Raw genomic sequence first — 15811 nt, 5'->3', positions numbered from 1 at the left:
GCTCCCACGGGGTTAAACGCGACGCGGGTTGGTCAGGCCGAAGTTAAAGTGATTACAGCGATTGCAGAACTCCTTCATCACCGGCGGGGTGTCCATCATGGGTACCTTCACTTCGATAAAGGCCAGCCGATCCTGCCGCGAGGCGTGCTCCAGCGCAATTTCCAACTGTTGAGTGGTTTCTACCGCCACGCTGAACGGCGTCGCCTGGGTGTTGAGCACCGCTGGCAGTTTGGCGTAGTCCCACGGCCCAATGTCGTTGTATGACGAGTTTTCGCCGAGAATGTAGCGCTCGATGGTGTAACCGTCGTTATTAATCAGGAAGATAATCGGCTTCTGATCGTATCGCAGCAGGGTGGAAACTTCCTGCGCGGTCAGTTGGAAGGAGCCATCGCCGATAAACAGCAGATGTCGGCGATCCGGTGCGGCCATCATGGTGCCCAACAGCGCCGGTAAGGTATAACCGATCGAGCCCCAGATCGGCTGATTGACCACCTGGACGCCGTCCGGCATCCGCATGCCGCCAATCGCTGCACCCGAAGTGCCATTCTCTACCACCAGGACATCATCGGCCCGAATAAAGCGTTGCAGGCGCTGCCATAAATAGGCCTGGTCGATCGGGGTTTCGCTCGGCGTCGCCAGCCGATGGCGCGCTTCAGGCAGTGGAGCCGGGTGATAATTTGCCACGCCTTCGCCCAGTGCCAGCAGTGCCTGCAACAGGTCTGCCGTTGCTACTGCCGGGTAAGAAGTGTCACCCAGCTTCACTGAAAACGGCTGAATATCAATTTGCGCGTCGGACGGGATGCGATGCGAGAAATAACCGGTGGTGGAGTCCACCAGCCGTACCCCAAAGCTCAGCACGCAGTCGGCGTGCGCCATATGTTCATACAGGTCGGGGCGCGACAGATTACCGCTGTAACCGCCCATCCAACCCGGCGTAGTTTCCGGAATAATGCATTTGGCCGTCGGCATGTTGGTGAGTGGGATGGCGAATTTATGCGCCACGTCGATCACTAATTGCTGTAGCTGAAAGCGATCCACCATTTGATCGACCAGAATAATCGGTTTTTTCGCCTGTTTGAGCCGTGCCAGCAACGCCATCGCCGCCAGTTGAACATTATATTTGTCGCTGGCCGGCAATTGCGGCGGGGTTACCGCCTGAGTAACTTCAATTTCCACATCACAAATATCGGAAGGCAATTGTAAATAAACCGGTTTCTTTTCCGTCCAGGCGCGGGAAATAACCCGGGGGATTTCCACCGCCGCATTTTCCGGTGTAATTAATGCCTGGGCGACGGTGAATTGTTTAAAGCAGTTCATCACGTTATCAAAGTTGCCGTCCGCCAGCGTGTGGTGCAGCAGCAGATGGTTTTTCATCGCGTGCAGTGGCGGGGTACCGGACAGGCAGACCACCGGGGCAGATTCGGCGTAGGCACCGGCAATACCGGACAGCGCGGCCAGATCGCCGACGCCGTAGGTGGTGATCAGCGCTCCGGCACCTTTTAGCCGTGCATAGCCGTCGGCCGCATAGGATGCGTTCAGTTCATTGCAGTTGCCGATGAACTCAAGGCCGTCATCCTGTTCAATCAATTCCAGTAGCGCCAAATTATAGTCGCCAGGTACGCCATAAATACGATCGATGTTCAGGGTGCGGAGCTGCTGCAGGATGAAAGCCCCAATGGTGATTTTCATGTAATTCTCCGGATTTTTTATCTTTCTTTTATCAGGCAGAGAACAGCAAGTTAATTGCCGACGATGCTGTGTAGCGAACCATGAAATAACGCTGGCCCCTTACAGGCAGGGATTCGCTGGTTAGCTTTAACAATTATTTAAACTATCGGCTTGTTCAAGTTGAGGTGGCTGTATCGGGGGCGGGTAGTTTGTATTCCCGGGTTTACGTTGTGACTAATCGGCATTAAAGGTGGGGTTATCGGCGGTGGTATTTTTCGTTGAATGTAATAGAGATGTAAAATCCGGCTTGTGTAGCCAGATCATGGCGCGCTGAGTGAGTGCCCGGTACTTTTGCCTGCGGATGCATTTGCAGCCAGCCATCTGCCCATTGTTGATTGCATCGACGCCTACAGCAGCGTTGTAACTGCATATTTACAGCAGTGCCAGGCGACAGAACCCTCAGCTTGGCAGGATCGCCGGTAAAACGGCTTTTCAGTCCCGATCAAAAACGTGATCGCCGTTACATTAGCTTGCCGGGCGGCAGTAAAGATTTCGCTACGCCCAGTGCAGGAAAGAAGTTTTACCGCATGCTACTTAACCGCCAGCGCCCTCTGCACCGACGGCCAGATTGCGGAGTATTCTGACAGACGCTGTACTGAGGGAAGGGTAGCCTGTGCGCCCAAAACCGGCTTTCCTCCTGATGGCAGCTAAACTTAACCAAGTGACAACGAAGGAGGGAAATTGGCTGGATAAATAAGATACAGCTTGATCTTGATTGGGCGATAGGTAAGAATCCTCGGCCTTATTTTTTACAGGAGTTTATGATGTTTTTTAAACGGACAATTTTGGCTTGCACAGTGGCGCTGCTATTTCCTGCACTACCTTCTTACGCTGAGGTTGGTGCAGAAAATAGCAACTCCACACAGGCTGAAAAACCGGGCCTGTGGCAGCGTTTCACCCGTAACGTGGCGGAAACCTGGAACAACTCACCGAATAAAGATCTCTATGTGCCGGCGATTACCTGGCACAACCGTCTTACCTACAGCCAGGAAAAAATCGACTCGTACAACGAGCGCCCCTGGGGCGGCGGTTATGGTATCTCGCGCTACGACAGCGACGGTGACTGGCATGGCCTCTATCTGATGGTATTCAAGGATTCATTCAATAAGTGGGAGCCGATCGGCGGTTACGCTTATGAGAAGATCTGGCGGCCGCTGGAGGACAAAGATTTCCGTCTCGGCCTGGGCTTTACCGCCAGTATCACCGCGCGTGATAACTGGAGCTACATTCCTATCCCGGCGCCGTTGCCGTTGGCCTCTATCGGCTATAAGCAACTGACCTTCCAGGCCACCTATATTCCCGGTACCTACAATAACGGTAACGTGTTCTTTGGCTGGTTCCGCTGGCAGTTCTGATCGCTGGCGGGTCGTTCGATCTGCCATCCCCAACTCTTTCTGTCGCGCATTTTCCAGCCAGAAAACTACCTGAATTCTGAAAAAATCACTGCATTGTCAGATAAAAGGAACTTGTCGCGGGTGGTGGCGTCCGAAGAGGTGACCCAGCGCATTGCGCTTATTGCACACGATATGCCCACCTGATTTCTCCCGCCGCAGAGCAAGAGGAAACAGGCAGGGATGGCAAGATAAACAGGAGTTTTACCCCATGAACACCAAGCATCGTTTACTGTTGGCGCTGACATTGACTACCGCTATGACCTGTGGGGCGGCTCAGGCTGCCGGATTGATGGATTCCCTGAGTAGCGCAGCCGGTGAGCTGAGCAAGTCCGGCGACAGCACGGGCGGCACCTCTCTGTCCACACTGACCGGCTTGCTGAACGGTGGCGATAAAGCGCTAAGCTCCAGCAGCATGACCAATGCCGCCGGTATCCTGCAGTACTGTGTGAAAAACAACGTACTGTCAGCCAATGGCGTTCAAGGCGTGCAAGACAAACTGTTGGGCAAATTGGGCATCAGCAGCACTGAGAACGCCAAAAGCCAGGACTACCAGCAAGGGCTGGGCGGTTTGCTGAAAACCGGCGAAGGCAAGAGCCTGGATCTGAACAGCCTGGGCACTTCGCAAATCACCGAGAAAGTGAAGCAAAAAGCCTGTGATCTGGTCCTGAAGCAGGGCGCGTCTTTCATTTCCTGATAACGTAAACGGCGGTTGCTTATGCACCGCCGTTTTTAATTTGTATAAGCTGAAAAAATGAAAAAAATTCTGATGGTCTCCCTGCTTGCAGGGATGGCGATGCTACAGGGCTGCACCATGAAATCCAACGATGCACCACCTCCACCGCAGATGAAACCGATCGGCATGGCCAACCCGGCAGACGTTTATTGCACCGAGATCGGCGGCAAATTGAATGCCAAACAAAATGCCAATGGCCAGTATTCCACCTGCACCTTGCCAAATGGCCAGGAAATTGAAAGCTGGGAACTGTTCCGTCGTGACCACCCGGTGAAGAAATAAGCGCTCGGGTTAAAACTCACGATCGCTGATTGGCTGGAGCCGCACGCTGCCGTCCGTTTGCGTATTGAGCGGCAGTCGCCAGTCCAGATGGCTGCTGAGGGTGAAGGGCCTGGAGCGGAAGTTACAACCGCTTTTGATGTTTCTGATCTTCATGACGTATTCGCCGGCCGGATTGGTTTTGATATTGAAACTGCCGGCAGCGGGAATAAACACTTCAGCCAGTTGTTGCGGCTGGCCGGGCGTTTCCAGTTTGACCAGCACCGGAAAATCGTTGTTTTGATTGTCCAGTGTCAGTTGCTGCAAGCGACCGCTGTTTTTGTGCTCTGGTTGATGCAGGTAACCGGCCGACTCGGGCCAGGGTTGCCCGGCATTGTCATGCAGCGGGCCTCCGCACTGTTCGCGAGCCTCGCGCAGCGGCATTTCACGCTGGATAGCCCGGTTGTAATCAGTGGGGGTGACCGAGACAAACTCATCGTCATTTTGATGAGCGCGCAGATAGCGCTTGGTGCTGAACACCCCAACGGCAATCAGCATAAAGAAGATAAAAATCGTCAGACGACTCCTGAAAATCCCACCAAACAGCCTGCCCGGCAATTGAAACAGCCACTTCACTAATTTTGACAGCATCTTTTTCCCTTAGCGCCCAAGCCGTTACGTTCTGCGGTAACGTGACTTGCCTCAGTATAGCCAAATCGTTCGCCGTGAGGTGAGCGTCCCATGAAATTCCCGTGCTTACCCGATCCCTTCTTCCAACAGCAGCAGCAGTAAGAAACCGGCAAAAAACATCGCGGTGGCCAGCGGCGTATCTTTCCCCCCTTCATGGGCTTCAACCAGCAGTTCCTCCGTGACCAGATACAGTAGGGCAATCAGGCCAAAAGCCAGAAAAGCCGTCAGCCAGAAGGCGCCCAGCGTGGCAATCGGTGCACCCAGCATGCCGCCGAGCGGCAACAACAGTGCCAGACCGATCACCGCCAGCATGGCCTTTATTCGTCGGCCGAGAAAATCACGTAAATCGCCGACGATCGACAACCCGAGAAACAGCACTTCCAGCGTCAGCGCCAGGGTCAATAACAGGCCGGCTTTGGCACCGGCGGCAAAGGCGATGCCCAGCACCAACCCATCGATAAAAATGTCCACGCCGACAGCGGCGACAAAACCTACCGGGCCCTGGGCGCGTTCCCCCAGTCGTCTGACCAAAAGCATCAACAGCACGCCTGCGACCCCGCCGAACAGTACTGCCCAGGGAGACTGTTGCTTGAGGTCGGGCAGAATTTCGGTGGCGGCGGCGGCAAAGACAATACCGGCGGTAAAGTGGTGAATGATGCGCATGGTGGCATCACCAGGACGGCGATAAAGCGCGACGGCGGCACCGACCACGGTGGCTGCGGCGGGGAACAGCGTATAAAGCACGGCGGAAGTCATCAATATTCCTTTATCTGAGATGTAACACTCCAGTCAAAGTTTAGTCCAGTGCTGCCCATTTGCGGTAAGGGATAAATGGGTTGTACGTTTTTGCACGTTTGTGTACATTTGTGATCACTTGTTCGCCACCGAGAGGTAGAATGTCCAAACTGTTACCCAACCAACGCCATGAGGCGATCCTTACCACGCTGCAGCAGCAGGGGCGAGTGCTGGCGGTTGAAATGGCGGAGCGTCTGAATACCACCGAAGCGACCATTCGACGCGATCTGCGCCAGCTGGCGGCACAAAACCTGTGTAAACGCATCTATGGCGGAGCGCTGGCCCCCACGCCAGCAACCGGGCCGATCGGGGAGCGACTGCATTTGAGCGGTGATGAGAAACAGGCGTTGGCGCTGGCCGCACTGGCGCTAATCGAGGAGGGGCAGGTGATTTTCCTCGACGCCGGCAGCACCCATCTTTATCTGGCCGATCTGTTGCCCGCCGACCAGCGGCTGACGGTGGTGACTAATGCGCTGAGCATCGCCGCTAAAATGCTGGAACGGCCGGGGATCCGCACTATTTTAATTGGCGGTGAGTTGGATGCCGACATCGGCGGCTGTGTCGATGCCAAAGCGGTGCAGGAAATTGACGGTTTCCATTTCGACATTGCTTTCACCGGCATCTGCGCTTACGACCCGGCCAGCGGTTTCTCGGCGCTGCATTACCAGGATGCCCAGTTCAAGAAACGCCTGCTGACGCGTTCCGGTAACGTAGCGGTGCTCTGTACCGGCGACAAATTGAATACCTACGCCCCTTACAGCTTTCTGCCTGCCAACCGCGTTGATTATTTGGTGACGCCGCCTGGCCGACATCCACAGCTCGAACAGCAGGTGACCCACAGCGGTGGCAAGGTGCTGTACAGCGATTCATCAATTGGAGAGTGAAATGAAAATAGCCCATGTTGCCCTGTGGACCCGCGATATTGATGCCCAGGTGGCGTTCTGGCAGCGTTACTTCAACGGCGTGGCCGGAGAATTGTACGTCAGCAAGAACCGTCCGGGTTTTGTTTCCCGTTTTGTCAGCCTGGCTAGCGGCCCGACGCTGGAGATCATGGGCTTGCCGGCGTTGTTGCCGGCGGATCAGGCCGAAGAACGTGTGGGTTGGGCGCACATTGCGCTGTCATTAGGCGACGAGGGCCTTGTCGATCAATTAGCGCAGCGCGCGCAGCAGGAGGGGATCCTGCAGGCGTCGCCGCGCTGGACCGGCGATGGTTTTTACGAAGCGATAATCCGTGATCCTGACGGCAATGCCATCGAAATCACCGGCTGATCACTCTTCTTCAATGATGGCGAACTGCTGCGCCAGATAGTCGAGCAGCAGCCGCACCGCCGGCAGTAACCCACGGCGTGACGGGTAAACCGCGTGCACCACGCCGCCCTGTGGCTGCCAGTCGGGTAACAGTTGCACCAGTTCCCCACGCAGCATGTCATCGCGCATCATCATCGAGGGCAGTTGCACAATACCGGCACCGGCAATCGCGGCAGTACGCAGCATCAGCATATCGTCAGTCACCAGCCGTGGCGTATGTTCCCACTCCACTTTTTCACCGTCCGGCCCGGTCAATTGCCACAGGTGCTGCGCACGTGCCGGCCCAAGATCGAGCGTGGGGTATTTATGCAGATCCTCTGGCCGTTGCACTGGGCCGAGGGTGCGCACCAGTGCCGGGCTGGCCGCGACGCACCAGGTACGTTGCGCCAGGATCTTCAGCACCAGATCGCTGTCTTCCAGCGGCGGCGGCCGCACGCGGATCGCCAGATCCAACCCTTCACCCACCACATCTACCCGGCGGTTGGTGGCATCCAGATGCACCGTGACTTTCGGGTAATCGGCCATAAAGGTCGCCACCATACTGCCGACCCGGGTATGCAAGATCGCCACCGGACAGGACATGCGTACCGTGCCGCAAGGTTCGGCGCGGGTTTGTTCGATCGCCTGCTGTGCCGCATCGGCTTCCACCAGCATCGCCTTACAGTGTGCATAGTAGTTCTGACCGACGTCAGTGACGGAGAAACGCCGCGTAGAGCGCTGGATCAGGCGCACACCCAGGCGTTCTTCCAACAGCGCCACGCGGCGGCTCAGTTTGGACTTCGGGATGCCCAGCGCACGACTGGCGGGGGCGAATCCCTGGTGATCGACCACGCTGGCGAAATAAAACAGATCGTTCAAATCGGTGAACATCGCCTGTCCTTATCGTTCCATAAATAGAACGCTGAGTGTACATCTTGCCTACTACTGCAGCAAATGGCGTTGGATTAAACTTCTGGCATCAACCTAAGGTCGTGAGACCTGAAACAGGAGTTCAAGATGAAAAAGATCCTCGGTATTTACAACAGCCCTGAAGCCCACTGGGTCGGCAACGGCTTCCTGGTGAATTCGCTGTTCTCCTATAACGATCTGGGGGCGGAAATGAGCCCGTTCCTGCTGTTGGATCATGCGGCGCCAACCAAGTTCCGCTCTGCTTCTGGCACCCGTGGCGTTGGCCAGCACCCGCATCGCGGGTTTGAAACGGTGACCATCGTCTACCAAGGGGAAGTCGAGCACCGCGACTCCACCGGCAGCGGCGGGGTGATTGGCCCTGGTGATGTGCAGTGGATGACCGCCGCCTCAGGTATTTTGCACGAAGAGTTCCATTCCCGGGATTTCTCGCGCAATGGCGGCACCATGGAAATGGTCCAGCTGTGGGTGAATCTGCCGGCCAAGGACAAAATGGCTGAGCCGGGTTACCAGACGCTGTTGAATGCGGATATCCCGGTGGTTCCACTGGCAGACGGCGCAGGACAGGTTCGGGTGATTGCCGGTAGTTTCGGCGATGCAGCCGGCCCGGCACGTACCTTCAGCCCGCTCAATGTCTGGGACATGAAGCTGAACGCCGGTCACACCACCACGTTGACGGTGGAAGAAGGCCATACGCTGGCGCTGGTGATGCTGCACGGGGCTATTCATGTTAACGGTGAGGAAGTGGTGCGTGAAACCCAAATGGTCAGGTTTGACCGCGCGGGGGATTCTATCACCATCGAAGCCAACAACGACGTCAGCTTGCTGGTACTGAGCGGCGAGCCGATCGACGAGCCGATCGTTGGTCATGGTCCGTTCGTTATGAACAGCAACGCGGAAATTCAGCAGGCTTTCCATGACTTCAACGGTGGCAAGTTCGGCAGCATGGCGGCAGAGCACGACGTCGGCTAAGCCAATCCACACCCGAGAACCGATCCGGTAAAACAATGCCGGATCCGGTTCTACACTTTAAGACAACCTCAGCGCTCTGGCCTAACGGCCAAGGGCACTTTTAACCGCAACAATCAAAACCCCACAGGAGTAAACCATGACTGCAAATTACAAACGCCTCGACAAGGATCAGGCCGCCGTATTGCTGGTGGATCATCAGGCAGGGCTGCTTTCACTGGTACGAGATATCGATCCCGATCGTTTTAAAAATAACGTACTGGCACTGGGTGATTTAGCGAAGTATTTCAACCTGCCGACCATTCTGACCACCAGTTTTGAAGACGGCCCTAACGGCCCGCTGGTACCGGAGCTAAAAGCTCAATTTCCCGATGCGCCTTTTATTCCTCGTCCTGGACAGATTAATGCCTGGGACAACGATGACTTCGTCAAGGCAGTGAAAGCGACCGGGCGTAAACAGCTGATTATCGCCGGGGTGGTCACCGAGGTGTGCGTAGCCTTCCCGGCGCTGTCTGCCCTCAGCGAAGGTTTTGAGGTGTTTGTAGTCACCGACGCCTCCGGCACCTTTAATGAACTGACGCGCCAATCCGCCTGGAGCCGCATGGAAGCCGAAGGCGCACAGCTGATGACCTGGTTCGGCGTCGCCTGCGAACTGCATCGCGACTGGCGCAATGACGTCGAAGGGCTGGGTGCACTGTTTGCCAACCATATCCCTGATTACCGTAACTTGATGACCAGTTACAGCACGCTGACCAGCGGCAAGTAATGTCTCTGGAGCGCAGCTGCTGGCTGTGCTCCACTTGATTTTATCCAGACTGAGAGATATTAGCTGACTGAAAAATATTAGTAGATAAATCCATCTGTTATACCCACCTCCTTACCGTTTATCCCATTCTGTTTCACCAAGAAAATACCAGAAATGTAACCGTGAAATACTGAAATTCAATTGTGATTGAAATGATTAAGTTTCTATAAGTTTTTTTTGGTTATGAATGTTGGTCGATTATTTTTGAACTGCGTATTAATATTGAATTAATGCCTTTGATCAAAGCTTGCTTGTTCTGCTATATATTTAATGTTTAAGGTTAATGTGTTTTTCTTCAATAAATAAAATTAGCCAGCAACCAATAAGGCAGTGCTGGTGAAATTAGTAAACCTTTCTGTAGGTATGATTTTAAGAAATGACAAATTTCTAACACAGCAAGAGGGATGGTTGATGAATGCATTCAGAGATAAGCTTAAAGCGCATGTACATCATGTGGCTGCGGTAGGCCAGCATTGCAACACGGAAGAAACAACAAAGCAGGCATTAATTTTACCTTTATTGGAAATTCTTGGTTTTCATCCGTATGATCCCACCAAAGTAAAAGCAGAATACGGCGCTGATTTTCCTGGGGTTAAAGTGGGTGAGCGGGTGGATTACTCTCTTTTTTGTCATGCCGTGCCTGTCATGTTCATTGAGGCGAAATCCTTCAATCAAAACTTATCCAATCACAGCCCACAGCTGTCACGTTACTTTAATGCCACCCCAGAAGTCACGGTATCAGCGATCACCAACGGCAAAGAATGGCGGTTCTTTACCGATCTGAAAGATAAAAACATCATGGATGATACGCCATTCCTTAAGATAGATTTTAATGATTTAAATGACTCTGATATTGAACAGCTTTATAGGTTTAGGCATGATCAATTTCAGCCTGAGGCGTTGAGAACCCTGGCTGAGGAGAGTATTTATTTGACATCATTCACCAAAACAATCAGTGCCAGTCTAAGAGATGTGGACGCGGATTTTGTCAGGTATGTGGCGAATCGCTCTAACGTCCAACGTCAACTTAATCAACGTTTTCTTGAGACTATCACCCCTTTGGTGCGCCTGGCCGTTGAGAAAGCGGTAAGCGCTATGGTGGTTTCCGGGTTGTCCGTGACTTCTGAAAATAAAGCGCCGACTGAAGAGCTTTCTGACGCTAAGGAAGGTAACAAAACCGATCCGCTAGCGCCGATTGTTGACCCAGAAAATAGCAAGATAGTGACCACTTATGCTGAAAGGGCATTATTTGAAAATGTGGCAATGATTCTGGGTGAAAACGCAGATTTAACAGCAAAAGATACTGAAAGTTATTTCAGTGTTTTGGTTCAGGGAAAGACAACCCGATGGGTCCTGCGTTATTTCGACAATAAGCAACGGCCTACCATATTACTCCCTTTGGAAATCAACGAAGAGAGGCATGCCGAAATTATCCGAGCAGGCCTGGAACTTGCCGCCGGGGGACATATTATTATTGATCGGCCAGAGAATATCTTGCGGCTGACAGGTTTGATTATCGACTCCTACCATTATTGCATTGATGATGAAAACTTCAGGCAGAAGAAAAAAACGCTATCGTAATAATGGATTAGGGTGAGTGGTTTTATAAAGTACCGCAGTGTGCTTTTTAAGATAAATATCCTCATAAACTTTACATAATCCTTAAACTTTCATCACGTTAGCGGTGGGATGTAAGCAAAGAGCATCGGGGTGAAAAGGTCGTGAAAAGCGACTTTCTCATGTGCCGGGGGCGGGGTAGGTTAAGCCCAATCCCGACACATGAGGTCAATGAGATGAAAAAAACCATCAAAGTACTGGCATTGCCTTTTCTGGCTGCCGTGACGCTGTTCAGCGTCAGTGCTCTTTCCGCTCCTGCTGATAAAACTGCACCACCGCAAACTGAGCAAGGCTTCCACTTGCCGCCTTTCCCTGGCGGGCATATGGCCAAACCGGGTTTCTGCCACGGGGGGGAGCTGTTCTGCGCGACTTCCGCCAGCGATAATCCGACCGAAACCATCAATAAGCTGACTTCGGTGATCCCGGCCAGTGCGGCCAAGCATTATGAAGTCCGCGTTTCGGTGGTGGCATTACCGGATAAACCACCGGCTCCTTCGGTGCCTTAAACGGGTCTGCTGGCTCTGAGGGGAAATGCGCGTTAGTCTGGTGATCCCCTCAGGAGGCCAAATGAATAAGTCAACGCTCCCCCCTTATCTGCGGCCCGGTGATCGGGTGTTGTTATTCGATGGCGAATGTAACCTGTGTCACGGGCTGGTGCGATTTTTGATCCGTGCCGATCGGCAGGGCAAGATCCTGCTGGCCACGGTGCAATCCGAGGAAGGGCAGGCGATCTTGCGCTGGCTGGCGTTACCCACCGACCGTTTTGACTCTATTGTTTACCTGCAACAAGGCCAGCACTGGTTACGTTCCGCCGCATTTTTTCAGGCACTGCGCCAGCTTGGCTGGCCATTTCACCTGCTGGCATGGGCCCGCTTTCTGCCGCAGCGGCTGGCGGACGCGTTTTACAATGCGGTGGCGAGCAACCGCTACCGATTGTTTGGCCGCAACCAAGGCACCGCCTTGCCCGGTGAGCATTTACCAGGCCGTTATTTGCATCATCGCAGTGAGTAAACCCGCTGTGCTTTACGCTTCTTTACCCTTTAATCGATTGAAATATCAGCACTCCGGCCCCATATAATGGAACGTTCAACGAATCAGGAGAGGGTATGGGAATCAGTGAAGAAGAGCACATTCGCCGTTTAAGCCAGGAAAAGAATGCGGTGGGAAATACGGCGAAATGGGTGGCGATGGTGTCTGCCATTTACTTCGCCATGATGGTGTTTTATGGCCATCCGATTGGCGTACTGACTATGTCCGGGCTGATTTTTATCGTCGCCACCACCACCTGGCTGAAGAAGCGCCAAAAGGTGAGGTCCTATCGCCGGGAACTGGCGAAAATCAACGATGATCCTCCGTCTCAGCAGCTCTGATACTCGCTGCGCTGCAGGCTGTAAACCAGGCTTGGCCTATCGCCAGGCACGTCATCCAGGGTATCCACCAAACGTAAACCCGCTTTTTCCAGCACGCGGCACGAGGCCAGATTTTTTTCACGTACAACCGCGGAAATTTCTGCCAGCCGTAGCTGTTCGAAACCATATTCCAGCGAGGCTTGCGCCAGTTCCGTCGCCAATCCCTGGCCCCAAACCTGCGTATCAAAGCGATAGCCCAGATTTACCGTGCGCTGTGCCCCCAGTGGCCGCCAGGAAATCCCGCCAAATCCAATAATCCACTCCGGTCGTTCATGCAGCGCAATCGCCCAGGAACCATAGCCGTGCTGCTGCCAGTTTTCGATCCGTTCCGTTAGCGCCTGCCGTGCCAACTGTTCACTGGCGACAGGTCCGGCGGGGTTAAAGCGTTGAGTTTCCGGATCGCCAAAAATAGCGTAAAAGCGGGCAATATCGTCGGCCACCGGCGGACGCATCAGCATACGGGTGCTAACAAAAAGAGAGGGAGGGGGAATTTGCGGCATGGCTTCTCGTCACCTGCAGTCATTGGGAAGGGTTAACTGTAGACCAGGATACGGGGAACAAGAAACATTAAACCCCTCCCCGGGCGGAGAGGGGGGCAGCATCAGATAAACGAATCGTCGTCGTTGTAGTCGTCATCCGAGAAGTCGGTGTTATCGTCATTTTGATAGTCCGCATTCTGGAAGCCGTTGTCCTGATTGAGGAAGCGACTATCGCCACCGTTGAAGGTGTCGAGGTTGTTGGAGGCGTCGAAATTACTCATCGCGCTGTCATCGACCGGTGTCACCGGTGCTGCTGGGGTCTCGTCGATGATGTTCACAATCTCTTGCGGCTGCGAATGGCGGAACATGCCGGTCAGCATATCGGCCAACACCACACCGCCCGCCACGCCGGCTGCGGTCTGCAATGCGCCACCGAGGAACCCGCCGGCGCGTGAAGGTGCCGCCTGCTGAGGTTGACTGTAGGTCGGCTGCTGCTGTTGCGGAGCATAGCCCGGCTGCGGCTGGTTGTTCCATGCCGCGTTATTCTGCTGTTGCGCCTGATACTGCTCGCGTGGGCTCGGGGTATTGCGGTTGCCGCCGCCGAACAGCCCGGCCAGAAAACCGCCGCTGCTTGGCGGGTTGGCACTATTTTGCTGCTGTTGGGCAATCTGGCTTTCCAGATCTTTCACCCGTTGGTCCAACTGTTTCAGCGCCGCTTCCTGAATGATCATCGCCTGCGCCATGTAATAGGGAGCGGAAGGTTGTTCACGGATGTGCTGATTGATTTGCTGCTCTGCCTGGAGATCCCTCTGGCCCGTCTTGGTCTCGGCTTCTTTCAAGCGGCCAAACAGACCATCGATAAGACGTTGTTCTTCGGATTGCATAGGATTACCTCAAGGAGATTAATAACGTTACTGGATGATGACTATCATCGGTAGCTATCACCCTAGCGCGTTTATATGAACCAATAAATAAATGGCAGGTAAACCTGTTCATGAATTTGTTACCAGTTACGGCAAAGGGATCAGCATCACCAGCTTCAGCCCGCTATTTTCCGCCGGATTAAACGTCAGTTGCCGATAGCGCAACGCCCCCTGCTGCAAATGGGTGAATGCTCGCTCGCCCCCCTCCCGCGCCAGCACGTCCTGCTGTTTCCACCAGTGGTGAAAAGCCTCGCTGTTGTGCGTCATGTTGCGCACGAGAGCGCGTATCTCTTCGGTGTTCTGGTGGTGGCTGGTTTCGGCTCGAAACTCGGCGACCACACGCCGTGCGCGATCGTCCCAGTCGCTGACCAACGTTTTTGCCAACGGATGGAAAAACATAAAGTGCAGCAGATTGGGGCTGCCGGCCTGATCCAGCCAGCCGCTGAACAGGCTCTCCGCCTGCGGGTTCCAGGCGACAACATTCCAGGTGATATCCAACAGGTAACAAGGCACCGTCACCTGGTGAACACTTTGCAAAACGGCACTGTTGGCCGTTTCCTGATGATGTTCCTGTTCGGGATCGGCTACACGCGCCAGGGTAAACAGGTAGTGACGTTCGGCTGGCCCCAGCCGCAGTGCCTTGGCGATGCGAGCCAGCGTATGGGGCGATATGGAGACCTCGCGCCCCTGTTCTATCCAGGTATACCAGGTGGCGCTGATGCCGCTGATTTGTGCCAGCTCTTCACGACGCAAGCCGCTGGTGCGACGGCGCGGGGCGCTGGGTAACCCCAGCATTTCCGGTGTGATGCGTTCACGGTGCGCACGCAGGAAGGCACCCAGGGCTTTAGGGCCGGATAAGGCTTCTGATTGCATAGACTGGTACCTCCTGATACTAGGATAACTGCTTATATTGTACCCGTATAATAAGGCGATTATAGTCATTAAAAGCCATCCGGCACAGGCGAAAGCCATACAATAAGGGAGCACCTATGAGCATCAGCAATAGCCATAAAAATGCGGTTGACCGTCAGTTTGGTGAGCAAGCCAGCGCCTATCTGACCAGCGCAGTGCATGCACAGGGAAAGGATTTACAGCGGCTGGCACGACTGTTGGAACCTCACACCAACGCCAAATTACTGGATCTGGGTTGCGGCGCGGGGCATGCCAGCTTTACCGCCGCAGCCAAAGTGGCACAGGTGGTGGCCTATGATTTGTCGGCGCAGATGCTGGCAGTGGTAAGCCAGGCGGCAGCGGACAAAGGCTTCAACAACATCCAGGTACAGCAGGGCGTGGCGGAGTCGCTGCCGTTTGACGATGCCAGCTTTGATCTGGTGATCAGCCGCTACTCGGCACACCATTGGCATGACGTCGGCCAGGCATTGCGTGAAGTTCGACGGGTGCTGAAACCGGGTGGCAGAGCGATCTTTATGGATGTGGTTTCACCGGGGCATCCGCTGCTGGATATCTATCTGCAAACCGTTGAGGTGCTGCGCGATACTTCACATGTGCGTGACTATGCGCCGGGTGAATGGTTGGGCCTGCTGACCGAAGCCGGGCTGCTGGTACAGGAAGTGACGTCGGATCGGCTGCTGCTGGAATTCAGTAGTTGGGTAGAGCGGATGCGTACGCCGGAGCATTTCGTTACCGCGATCCGTGCTTATCAGCAGGGGGTTTCCGAAGAGGTGATGCAGCATTTTGCCATCGAACCGGACGGATCGTTCACCAGCGATATTATGATGTTTGAAGTAGTCAGAGGATAAATAATATCAGGGCAGCCAATAGACCCTTTATTTTTCC

19 protein-coding genes are annotated in these 15811 nt (G+C 54.2%); 12 read left to right on the top strand and 7 right to left on the bottom strand.

Translation table 11 applies throughout. The annotated features are described in order from the left end of the window. Positions 1-12 precede the first annotated feature (12 nt). Positions 13-1689: an alpha-keto acid decarboxylase family protein gene (locus OC597_RS14465; protein WP_261425518.1), complete on the bottom strand. Its 1677-nt coding sequence runs from the start codon at positions 1687-1689 to the stop codon at positions 13-15. Between the two features lie 800 nt (positions 1690-2489). Between OC597_RS14465 and pagP the strand changes: the two genes are divergently transcribed. The 3 genes from pagP to OC597_RS14450 all read left to right on the top strand — a co-directional run bounded on the left by pagP (position 2490) and on the right by OC597_RS14450 (position 4137). After that, on the top strand, positions 2490-3083 hold the full coding sequence (gene pagP / locus OC597_RS14460; RefSeq protein ID WP_261251641.1) for a lipid IV(A) palmitoyltransferase PagP: 594 nt from the start codon (positions 2490-2492) through the stop codon (positions 3081-3083). 247 nt (positions 3084-3330) lie between these two features. Continuing rightward, positions 3331-3816 (top strand): YjjA family protein, encoded by a 486-nt coding sequence (locus OC597_RS14455; protein ID WP_262209230.1) that lies wholly within the window; start codon positions 3331-3333, stop codon positions 3814-3816. Between the two features lie 57 nt (positions 3817-3873). After that, complete coding sequence (locus OC597_RS14450) at positions 3874-4137, top strand: putative hemolysin (protein ID WP_085115377.1); 264 nt, start codon at positions 3874-3876, stop codon at positions 4135-4137. A 9-nt stretch (positions 4138-4146) separates the two neighbouring features. On the opposite strand, the gene OC597_RS14445 is transcribed toward OC597_RS14450, so the two are convergent. Then, positions 4147-4764 carry a hypothetical protein gene (locus tag OC597_RS14445; RefSeq protein WP_261283725.1) on the bottom strand — a complete coding sequence of 206 codons (618 nt, stop codon included), beginning with the start codon at positions 4762-4764 and terminating at the stop codon, positions 4147-4149. A gap of 105 nt (positions 4765-4869) precedes the next feature. Beyond that, a complete protein-coding gene (locus OC597_RS14440; RefSeq protein ID WP_262209228.1) occupies positions 4870-5559 on the bottom strand; it encodes a ZIP family metal transporter in 690 nt (229 codons plus the stop codon). A gap of 140 nt (positions 5560-5699) precedes the next feature. Between OC597_RS14440 and OC597_RS14435 the strand changes: the two genes are divergently transcribed. Together OC597_RS14435 and OC597_RS14430 are read left to right on the top strand one after the other, a co-directional pair. Next, positions 5700-6482 (top strand): DeoR/GlpR family DNA-binding transcription regulator, encoded by a 783-nt coding sequence (locus tag OC597_RS14435; protein WP_262209227.1) that lies wholly within the window; start codon positions 5700-5702, stop codon positions 6480-6482. Position 6483: 1 nt separating this feature from the next. Continuing rightward, on the top strand, positions 6484-6867 hold the full coding sequence (locus OC597_RS14430; RefSeq protein WP_261251645.1) for a VOC family protein: 384 nt from the start codon (positions 6484-6486) through the stop codon (positions 6865-6867). Here OC597_RS14430 and OC597_RS14425 read toward each other — a convergent pair whose 3' ends face one another. After that, positions 6868-7776, bottom strand: coding sequence for a LysR family transcriptional regulator (locus OC597_RS14425; RefSeq protein WP_262209226.1), 909 nt, complete (start codon positions 7774-7776; stop codon positions 6868-6870). Positions 7777-7902: 126 nt separating this feature from the next. On the opposite strand from OC597_RS14425, the gene OC597_RS14420 reads away from it, so the two are divergent. From OC597_RS14420 to OC597_RS14395, 6 genes are all read left to right on the top strand, one after another. Then, positions 7903-8784 (top strand): pirin family protein, encoded by an 882-nt coding sequence (locus OC597_RS14420; protein WP_261251647.1) that lies wholly within the window; start codon positions 7903-7905, stop codon positions 8782-8784. Positions 8785-8920: 136 nt separating this feature from the next. Then, entirely contained in the window at positions 8921-9547 is a 627-nt protein-coding gene (gene ycaC, locus OC597_RS14415) for an isochorismate family cysteine hydrolase YcaC (RefSeq protein ID WP_012005442.1), read from the top strand. Between the two features lie 450 nt (positions 9548-9997). After that, the gene (locus OC597_RS14410) at positions 9998-11167 is read left to right on the top strand and encodes a type I restriction endonuclease (RefSeq protein WP_262209323.1); all 1170 of its coding nucleotides are present in this window, start codon (positions 9998-10000) and stop codon (positions 11165-11167) included. A gap of 212 nt (positions 11168-11379) precedes the next feature. Then, complete coding sequence (locus OC597_RS14405) at positions 11380-11709, top strand: hypothetical protein (RefSeq protein WP_261251648.1); 330 nt, start codon at positions 11380-11382, stop codon at positions 11707-11709. A 61-nt stretch (positions 11710-11770) separates the two neighbouring features. Continuing rightward, on the top strand, positions 11771-12214 hold the full coding sequence (locus OC597_RS14400; RefSeq protein WP_261251649.1) for a thiol-disulfide oxidoreductase DCC family protein: 444 nt from the start codon (positions 11771-11773) through the stop codon (positions 12212-12214). 95 nt (positions 12215-12309) lie between these two features. Beyond that, a complete protein-coding gene (locus OC597_RS14395) occupies positions 12310-12573 on the top strand; it encodes a hypothetical protein (protein ID WP_099064883.1) in 264 nt (87 codons plus the stop codon). Here OC597_RS14395 and OC597_RS14390 read toward each other — a convergent pair. The 3 genes from OC597_RS14390 to OC597_RS14380 form a co-directional block, all read right to left on the bottom strand. Beyond that, positions 12561-13112, bottom strand: coding sequence for a GNAT family N-acetyltransferase (locus OC597_RS14390; RefSeq protein WP_261425515.1), 552 nt, complete (start codon positions 13110-13112; stop codon positions 12561-12563). The two genes, OC597_RS14395 and OC597_RS14390, sit on opposite strands and share 13 nt — an antisense overlap. Before the next feature lie 101 nt (positions 13113-13213). Next, entirely contained in the window at positions 13214-13975 is a 762-nt protein-coding gene (locus tag OC597_RS14385; protein ID WP_261425511.1) for a DUF2076 domain-containing protein, read from the bottom strand. 126 nt (positions 13976-14101) lie between these two features. Next, on the bottom strand, positions 14102-14887 hold the full coding sequence (locus OC597_RS14380; RefSeq protein ID WP_262209224.1) for a helix-turn-helix transcriptional regulator: 786 nt from the start codon (positions 14885-14887) through the stop codon (positions 14102-14104). A gap of 77 nt (positions 14888-14964) precedes the next feature. Here OC597_RS14380 and OC597_RS14375 point away from each other — a divergent pair, with 77 nt between their 5' ends. Beyond that, positions 14965-15774 carry a class I SAM-dependent methyltransferase gene (locus OC597_RS14375; protein WP_261253769.1) on the top strand — a complete coding sequence of 270 codons (810 nt, stop codon included), beginning with the start codon at positions 14965-14967 and terminating at the stop codon, positions 15772-15774. Positions 15775-15811 lie beyond the last annotated feature (37 nt).

The sequence above is a fragment of the Serratia proteamaculans genome (assembly GCF_946227095.1).
In the GTDB taxonomy this organism is placed as follows: Bacteria; Pseudomonadota; Gammaproteobacteria; order Enterobacterales; family Enterobacteriaceae; genus Serratia; species Serratia proteamaculans_E.
This window is presented reverse-complemented; position numbering and strand designations above follow the sequence as displayed.

Bases quoted from the DNA above. Each gene is read 5' to 3' on its own strand.
- ycaC (WP_012005442.1), top strand. From the start codon at position 8,921: ATGACTGCAAATTACAAACGCCTCGACAAGGATCAGGCCGCCGTATTG.
- pagP (WP_261251641.1), top strand. From the start codon at position 2,490: ATGATGTTTTTTAAACGGACAATTTTGGCTTGCACAGTGGCGCTGCTA.
- OC597_RS14430 (WP_261251645.1), top strand. From the start codon at position 6,484: ATGAAAATAGCCCATGTTGCCCTGTGGACCCGCGATATTGATGCCCAG.
- OC597_RS14405 (WP_261251648.1), top strand. From the start codon at position 11,380: ATGAAAAAAACCATCAAAGTACTGGCATTGCCTTTTCTGGCTGCCGTG.
- OC597_RS14410 (WP_262209323.1), top strand. From the start codon at position 9,998: ATGAATGCATTCAGAGATAAGCTTAAAGCGCATGTACATCATGTGGCT.
- OC597_RS14385 (WP_261425511.1), bottom strand. From the start codon at position 13,975: ATGCAATCCGAAGAACAACGTCTTATCGATGGTCTGTTTGGCCGCTTG.
- OC597_RS14455 (WP_262209230.1), top strand. From the start codon at position 3,331: ATGAACACCAAGCATCGTTTACTGTTGGCGCTGACATTGACTACCGCT.
- OC597_RS14440 (WP_262209228.1), bottom strand. From the start codon at position 5,559: ATGACTTCCGCCGTGCTTTATACGCTGTTCCCCGCCGCAGCCACCGTG.
- OC597_RS14425 (WP_262209226.1), bottom strand. From the start codon at position 7,776: ATGTTCACCGATTTGAACGATCTGTTTTATTTCGCCAGCGTGGTCGAT.
- OC597_RS14445 (WP_261283725.1), bottom strand. From the start codon at position 4,764: ATGCTGTCAAAATTAGTGAAGTGGCTGTTTCAATTGCCGGGCAGGCTG.
- OC597_RS14420 (WP_261251647.1), top strand. From the start codon at position 7,903: ATGAAAAAGATCCTCGGTATTTACAACAGCCCTGAAGCCCACTGGGTC.
- OC597_RS14435 (WP_262209227.1), top strand. From the start codon at position 5,700: ATGTCCAAACTGTTACCCAACCAACGCCATGAGGCGATCCTTACCACG.
- OC597_RS14465 (WP_261425518.1), bottom strand. From the start codon at position 1,689: ATGAAAATCACCATTGGGGCTTTCATCCTGCAGCAGCTCCGCACCCTG.
- OC597_RS14380 (WP_262209224.1), bottom strand. From the start codon at position 14,887: ATGCAATCAGAAGCCTTATCCGGCCCTAAAGCCCTGGGTGCCTTCCTG.
- OC597_RS14450 (WP_085115377.1), top strand. From the start codon at position 3,874: ATGAAAAAAATTCTGATGGTCTCCCTGCTTGCAGGGATGGCGATGCTA.
- OC597_RS14390 (WP_261425515.1), bottom strand. From the start codon at position 13,112: ATGCCGCAAATTCCCCCTCCCTCTCTTTTTGTTAGCACCCGTATGCTG.
- OC597_RS14395 (WP_099064883.1), top strand. From the start codon at position 12,310: ATGGGAATCAGTGAAGAAGAGCACATTCGCCGTTTAAGCCAGGAAAAG.
- OC597_RS14400 (WP_261251649.1), top strand. From the start codon at position 11,771: ATGAATAAGTCAACGCTCCCCCCTTATCTGCGGCCCGGTGATCGGGTG.